7 protein-coding genes and 1 tRNA gene are annotated in these 6,709 nt (G+C 41.0%); 4 read left to right on the forward strand and 4 right to left on the reverse strand.

The genetic code is table 11. The annotated features are described in order from the left end of the window. Nucleotides 1-34: 34 nt before the first annotated feature. From UC75_RS14365 to tpiA, 3 genes are all read right to left on the reverse strand, one after another. Nucleotides 35-119: transfer RNA gene (locus UC75_RS14365), tRNA-Leu, on the reverse strand. 56 nt (nt 120-175) lie between these two features. Then, nucleotides 176-505, reverse strand: coding sequence for a preprotein translocase subunit SecG (gene secG / locus UC75_RS14370; RefSeq protein ID WP_004795012.1), 330 nt, complete (start codon nt 503-505; stop codon nt 176-178). Nucleotides 506-517: 12 nt separating this feature from the next. Further along, the gene (gene tpiA / locus UC75_RS14375) at nt 518-1,312 is read right to left on the reverse strand and encodes a triose-phosphate isomerase (RefSeq protein WP_049837980.1); all 795 of its coding nucleotides are present in this window, start codon (nt 1,310-1,312) and stop codon (nt 518-520) included. 291 nt (nt 1,313-1,603) lie between these two features. Between tpiA and pilB the strand changes: the two genes are divergently transcribed. The 4 genes from pilB to coaE are packed head-to-tail and all read left to right on the forward strand — an operon-like array spanning nt 1,604 to nt 6,028. Next, on the forward strand, nt 1,604-3,316 hold the full coding sequence (pilB, locus tag UC75_RS14380) for a type IV-A pilus assembly ATPase PilB (protein ID WP_049837981.1): 1,713 nt from the start codon (nt 1,604-1,606) through the stop codon (nt 3,314-3,316). A gap of 27 nt (nt 3,317-3,343) precedes the next feature. After that, the gene (locus UC75_RS14385) at nt 3,344-4,570 is read left to right on the forward strand and encodes a type II secretion system F family protein (protein WP_049837982.1); all 1,227 of its coding nucleotides are present in this window, start codon (nt 3,344-3,346) and stop codon (nt 4,568-4,570) included. Continuing rightward, nucleotides 4,570-5,430, forward strand: coding sequence for a prepilin peptidase (locus UC75_RS22495; protein WP_049837983.1), 861 nt, complete (start codon nt 4,570-4,572; stop codon nt 5,428-5,430). Before UC75_RS14385 ends, UC75_RS22495 begins: the two co-directional genes overlap by 1 nt. 1 nt (nt 5,431) lies before the next feature. Continuing rightward, on the forward strand, nt 5,432-6,028 hold the full coding sequence (coaE, locus tag UC75_RS14395; protein ID WP_049837984.1) for a dephospho-CoA kinase: 597 nt from the start codon (nt 5,432-5,434) through the stop codon (nt 6,026-6,028). Here the strand turns inward: coaE and UC75_RS14400 are convergent. After that, a partial coding sequence (locus UC75_RS14400; RefSeq protein ID WP_228137392.1) for a DMT family transporter occupies nt 6,025-6,709 on the reverse strand: 685 nt, incomplete at its 5' end. The genes coaE and UC75_RS14400 overlap by 4 nt on opposite strands.

The raw sequence follows: 6,709 nt of genomic DNA on the forward strand, positions 1-6,709 counted from the left end.
AAAACTGCTTGCACTCAACTTTCTGGTTCAAAGTTGGTGCGGAAGGGGGGACTTGAACCCCCACGCCCGAAGGCACTACCACCTCAAGGTAGCGTGTCTACCAATTCCACCACCACCGCAGCTTGTGGGACGCATTCTAGTCCTTCCAATTATAAAAGGAAAGCCCTATTTCGAATTATTGACCCGTTTTTGGTGCATTTGGTGAAGTTTCAGGCGATGTTGTTTGAATTGGTGCTGTTGTTTGTACAGATTTCAAACTATATGCCTCAGTAGTCTGTTTTTTCGCAAAAACAGCCAAGGTTAAACTCGTCACAAAAAACAGTGCCGTTAAAATAGCAGTAAGGCGAGTAAGGAAATTAGCTGAACCCGATGCGCCAAATACAGTTGCTGCTCCGCCGCCGCCGAAAGAAGCACCAGCATCCGCACCTTTACCGTGTTGGACTAGAATCAAGCCAATCATCAGTACCGCTAAAATAATATGTACGATCAGTACAAAAGAGTGCATACCCTATCCTCGTTATTTACTTTGTGCAAAGGCATGTACGATTTGATAAAAAGATGCTGCATTTAACGAAGCACCTCCAACCAACGCGCCATTAATATCTGGACATGCTGCCAACTCGACTGCATTCTCAGCTTTTACACTACCGCCATATAAAATCGCAATGTCTGGACCCGCAGAAGTAATCTGACTTAAACCTTCACGGATTTTAGCATGCATTGCCTGCGCATCTTGTGGTGAAGCAGTTTTACCTGTACCAATTGCCCAGATTGGCTCATAAGCAATTACAATTTGCTTTTGCCATTGCTCTGCAGTCACTACAGGAGCTATATCACAGATTTGTTGCAATACAACCTGTTCTGCCAAATCTTGTTCACGTTGTTCGAGACTTTCACCCACACAATAAATGACAGTTAAGCCTGCATTTAAAGAATTTTGGAGTTTTGCTTTCAAAATTTCAACGTTATCACCTAACAAATCACGGCGTTCAGAGTGACCCACCAATACAAAATTAATTTGGCTATCTTTTAATAATTCTGCACTGACTTCACCAGTATAGGCACCTGTACCTGCTACACGCGATACATCTTGTGCAACTGTATATACTGTTTTTGCAGCATCTTGCAATTGTATTTGTACCATTGCAAGTGCAATAGAAACCGGAGCAACTCCGACATGGCAGCTTTCATCTGCAATTTCGTTTTGTTGCAATAGTTGTTTAAATTCTTCTATAAGTTGTTTGGCATTGGCACGCATTGGGTTCATTTTCCAGTTGCCAACTACCCAAGGCGTAATCGTCGAACCCGACATACGGCTCACCTTTCATCAAAAATGCAGCACATTCTACACGCATTTCTACAAATTTCAGATACTTTTCTTTAACGGCTTTGCTCATATCTTTTCTACTATTTGAAAACAGTCATAAAACTTTATGAAGACTAAAGCTCCACGTTTTAAAAATTAATGAATAAAAACTTCGACTGGTTCAAGCTTTAATATATGGATCAAGACGAGAGCATCATTTTCTCAGGTAGTAATTTTAGATAACAAAAGTATAATTTTTTATATACCAATTATAAACATATGAGCACAGGTAGGCAGATGTCAGTCATACATACATCTCCAAAATTTTCGGGGTTTTTTCGACGATTAGTCGAAGAAAAACATGTGTCGGCAGCGACCATGCAAGCAGCATTAGATGCAGCAAAAAGAGCTAAACAGGATACTGTTGCGTACCTGATTGAAGAGGTTAATCTCTCCCCTTCTTTATTAGCTGAGACAATTTCTATTGAATTTGCTGAACCATATTTTGATCTGGACGTTTACGATACTAGCCAGATTCCTAAAGATTTGGTCGACCAGAAACTGATTTTAAAACATCGGATCTTGCCTCTCGTACAAAGAGGACAGATTTTATATGTTGCAACCAGTAATCCCAGCAATATTGATGCTATTGATGCTATTCGCTTCAACAGTAAGCTTATGGTTGAGCCGGTTATTGTCGAGCACCATAAACTCGAGAAAATTCTGGTACAGCAATTTACTGAAGAAAGTAATTTCGAGTTTAGTGATGAAGAGTTTGATCTAGATATAGATCTTGATACCTCAACTGCTCCAGAAGAGGATGAGGATACTCCGCAAGGCGATGAAGCACCTATTGTTAAATATGTTAACAAGTTATTAATTGATGCGATTCGTATGGGGGCTTCTGATTTACATTTTGAACCTTATGAAAAATCGTATCGGGTCCGTTATCGGGTCGATGGCGTTTTGCGTCAAATTGCAAATCCGCCTTTGCAGCTGGCTAATCGTTTGGCTTCACGTTTAAAAGTGATGTCTCAAATGGACATTTCTGAAAAGCGTGTCCCTCAAGATGGTCGTATCAAGCTCAAGCTATCAAAATCTAAAGCAATTGATTTTCGTGTGAACTCTCTTCCGACCTTATTTGGTGAAAAGCTAGTTCTACGTATTCTCGATCCATCGAGTGCCATGCTGGGAATTGATGCTCTAGGATATGAAGAAGAGCAAAAAGCGCTCTTTATGGAAGCATTAGATAAGCCACAAGGTATGCTTTTAATCACAGGTCCAACTGGTTCTGGTAAGACTGTATCTTTATATACAGGCCTCAATATCTTAAATACTGAAAGTTCTAATATTTCTACTGCCGAAGATCCAGTCGAAATTAACCTTGAAGGCATTAATCAGGTTAACGTGAACCCTAAGGTAGGTCTGACTTTTTCAGCTGCACTTAAGTCATTTTTACGTCAGGACCCTGACATTATTATGGTCGGTGAGATTCGTGATTTAGAAACAGCGGAAATCGCGATTAAAGCTGCTCAGACAGGCCATATGGTGATGTCCACGCTACATACCAATAGTGCTCCTGAAACACTGACTCGTCTACGCAATATGGGGGTTCCGTCTTTCAATATTGCAACATCGGTCAATCTGGTCATTGCTCAGCGTTTGGCACGTCGACTATGTTCTCAATGTAAAGTACCTACTGACATTCCTAAACAAAGCCTATTGGAAATGGGTTTTACCGAACAAGATCTGACACATCCCGATTTTCAAGTTTTTCAACCAGTCGGTTGTCCAGAATGTCGTGAGGGTTACAAAGGTCGAGTTGGTATTTATGAAGTAATGAAAGTCACACCTGAGATTTCCAAGATTATTATGGAAGATGGCAATGCTTTAGAAATCGCTGCCGCTTCTGAAAAACTGGGGTTTAATAATCTACGTCGCTCAGGTTTAAAGAAAGTTATGCAAGGTGTTACTTCTTTACAAGAAGTCAATCGCGTAACCAGTGAATAAAAGACAATTTAAAATAAGGATAATGTCATGACTGTCAAAAAGGCACAATTGATGCCGACTTTTGCTTATGATGGGGTTGACCGTAAAGGCGTAAAAATTAAGGGGGAACTTCCAGCTAAAAATATGGCTTTAGCTAAAGTCACCCTACGTAAACAAGGTGTAACTGTCCGTAATATTCGAGAAAAGCGTAAAAATATTCTTGAAGGTTTATTTAAGAAAAAGGTATCGACGCTCGATATCACGATTTTCACGCGACAACTTGCAACCATGATGAAAGCTGGTGTTCCACTGGTACAAGGTTTTGAAATTGTGGCAGAAGGTCTAGAAAACCCAGCTATGCGCGAGGTGGTACTCGGTATTAAAGGTGAAGTTGAAGGTGGTAGTACTTTTGCGTCAGCTCTAAGAAAGTATCCTCAGCACTTCGATAAACTGTTTTGCTCGCTTGTAGAGTCTGGCGAACAGTCTGGTGCGCTTGAAACCATGCTGGACCGCGTGGCAATTTACAAAGAAAAGAGTGAATTGCTTAAGCAGAAAATTAAGAAAGCTATGAAATATCCAGCAACGGTTATTGTGGTTGCTGTGGTTGTTACCATTATTTTGATGGTTAAAGTAGTTCCCGTCTTCCAAGATCTGTTTTCTTCCTTTGGCGCAGATCTACCTGCTTTTACACAAATGGTCGTAAATATGTCGAAATGGATGCAGGAATACTGGTTCATTCTGATTATTGTGATCGGTGCAATCATTGCCGCATTTCTGGAAGCTAAAAAGCGCAGTAAAAAATTCCGTGATGGTTTAGACAAACTTACCCTGAAACTACCTATCTTTGGTGATCTGGTTTATAAGGCGATTATTGCCCGTTACAGCCGTACTTTAGCAACAACTTTTGCAGCTGGTGTTCCTCTCATTGATGCGCTTGAATCAACGGCTGGTGCAACCAACAATGTCATTTACGAACAAGCCGTCATGAAAATTCGTGAAGATGTTGCTACAGGTCAACAACTCCAATTCGCGATGCGCGTTTCAAATCGTTTTCCATCTATGGCTATACAAATGGTCGCAATTGGTGAAGAATCTGGTGCACTAGACAGCATGCTCGATAAAGTTGCAACGTACTATGAAAATGAAGTTGATAATGCCGTTGATGGCTTAACTTCAATGATGGAACCTTTAATTATGGCAATTTTAGGGGTACTTGTAGGCGGTCTAGTGATTGCTATGTATCTTCCAATTTTCCAAATGGGCTCAGTTGTATAATGCAAGAAATTATTGCTTATTTTATTCAAAACTTAACTGCACTTTATATTGCAGTTGCATTATTGAGCCTATGTATTGGTAGCTTTCTTAATGTGGTGATTTATCGCACCCCAAAAATGATGGAACAAGATTGGCAGCAAGAATGTCAAATGCTACTCGACCCTGAACAACCAATCATTGATCATGAAAAACTGACATTAAGTAAGCCTGCTTCATCATGTCCAGAGTGCCATCAGCCCATCCGGTGGTATCAAAATATTCCTGTCATCAGTTGGTTGATTTTAAAAGGTAAATGTGGTCATTGTGGTCACCCAATCAGTATTCGCTATCCAGCGGTTGAACTATTAACAATGGTATGTTCACTGGTTGTAGTCCTGGTGTTTGGTCCAACCGTACAAATGCTTTTCGGCCTAGTCCTGACTTGGGTCCTGATTGCCCTCACCTTTATAGACTTTGATACTCAGCTGTTACCCGACCGTTTTACCCTACCTTTGGCTGCGCTTGGTCTAGGCATTAACACCTTTAATATTTACACCTCGCCTAACTCAGCCATTTGGGGTTATCTGATTGGCTTTTTATGTCTTTGGATTGTGTATTACTTATTTAAAGTGATTACAGGCAAAGAAGGTATGGGCTACGGCGACTTTAAATTGCTTGCAGCCTTAGGCGCGTGGATGGGGCCATTGATGCTGCCATTAATTGTGCTATTGTCATCTTTACTCGGTGCAATTATTGGCATCATTTTATTAAAATTACGCAATGACAATCAGCCCTTTGCCTTTGGGCCATACATTGCCATTGCGGGTTGGGTTGCCTTTTTATGGGGTGACCAGATTATGAAAATCTATTTGGGAGGTTAAGATGGCTTTTATTCTGGGAGTCACAGGTGGTATTGGTAGCGGAAAATCTGCTGCAACACAATGGTTTGAATCCCAAGGAATACAAGTCGTCGATGCCGACATCGTTGCTCGCGAAGTGGTTGAGAAAGGCCAACCTGCCCTGCAAAAAATCCAACAAACTTTTGGAGACTGGGTGCTTCAATCCGATGGTAATCTCGATCGTCGTGCCCTACGCGAATATATTTTTCAAAATCCTGAAGCAAGACAAACACTCGAAAAAATCACGCATCCAGCCATTCGCCAATCTATTATTCAGCAGTTGCAAAACCCAAAAAGTCCTTATGTGATTCTAGTTTCACCCCTACTTTTTGAAACCAACCAGCATGAATTGGTAAACCACACCTTATTAGTTGATGCGAGTGAACAAACTCAAATTCAGCGTGCAAGCCAACGCGATGGGCAAAACCAAGAACAAATTCAGAAAATTATTGCAGCGCAAATGCCACGCGAGCGTAAACGCGAACTTGCCAATGACATTGTGTTTAATGACGGATTACTCGAACATTTACATCAGCAATTAGAGCCGTTACATCAAAGCTATTTGAAGCGTACAAACTAATTTGATTTATTTTGCTGCTTAATTTTTTGTGCCAAGCTATCTGGTCGGAACCATCGCCAAGGTTGTAAGGCGCCCATTCCCATTCCGACCAAGCCCACAACAATAGATGGGCTTAATGCTTCACCGAGTAAAGGTACCGCTAAAATGGCAGCAATAAACGGCGCCAAAGTCACAATACTTCCTGTTTTAAAAGCACCAAGTCGCTGAATCGCTGCCACATAAGTCAGAGTTGCAATAATAACCACAAATACACCGTGGAAAATGCCCTGTATCGCTAAATGGACAGGACTAACTTCCATAAAATGCTTTGGTAAAAATAGAGCATAGATGGGCAAGTAAATAATTGCAGACCAAATCGCAACACTTGCCATAGAGTGCCATGCAGAAAGTTTCCACTGTTTAAGTAATACAGTGAAAATACCCCACCAAATCGCACTAATAAAAAGAAGTAAATCACCCACGCCAAAAGCAGAAGCATTACCTTGCAACATCAATACGCTCATGAGAGTCAAGGCAGTAATCATAATTACCAGACTCACCCATGTATGCTTATCAAACGGCTGCCTAAATAAAATATATGCTGCAAACGCAGTACAAATTGGGATACAACCATTTAAGAAAATTGCAGCATGCGCAGCGGGAGCATAGAGAAAAGCGGTATAGACGGTGAGACAATAAATG

Source organism: Acinetobacter sp. V2, from assembly GCF_001188385.1.
Taxonomy (GTDB): Bacteria; Pseudomonadota; Gammaproteobacteria; order Pseudomonadales; family Moraxellaceae; genus Acinetobacter; species Acinetobacter oleivorans.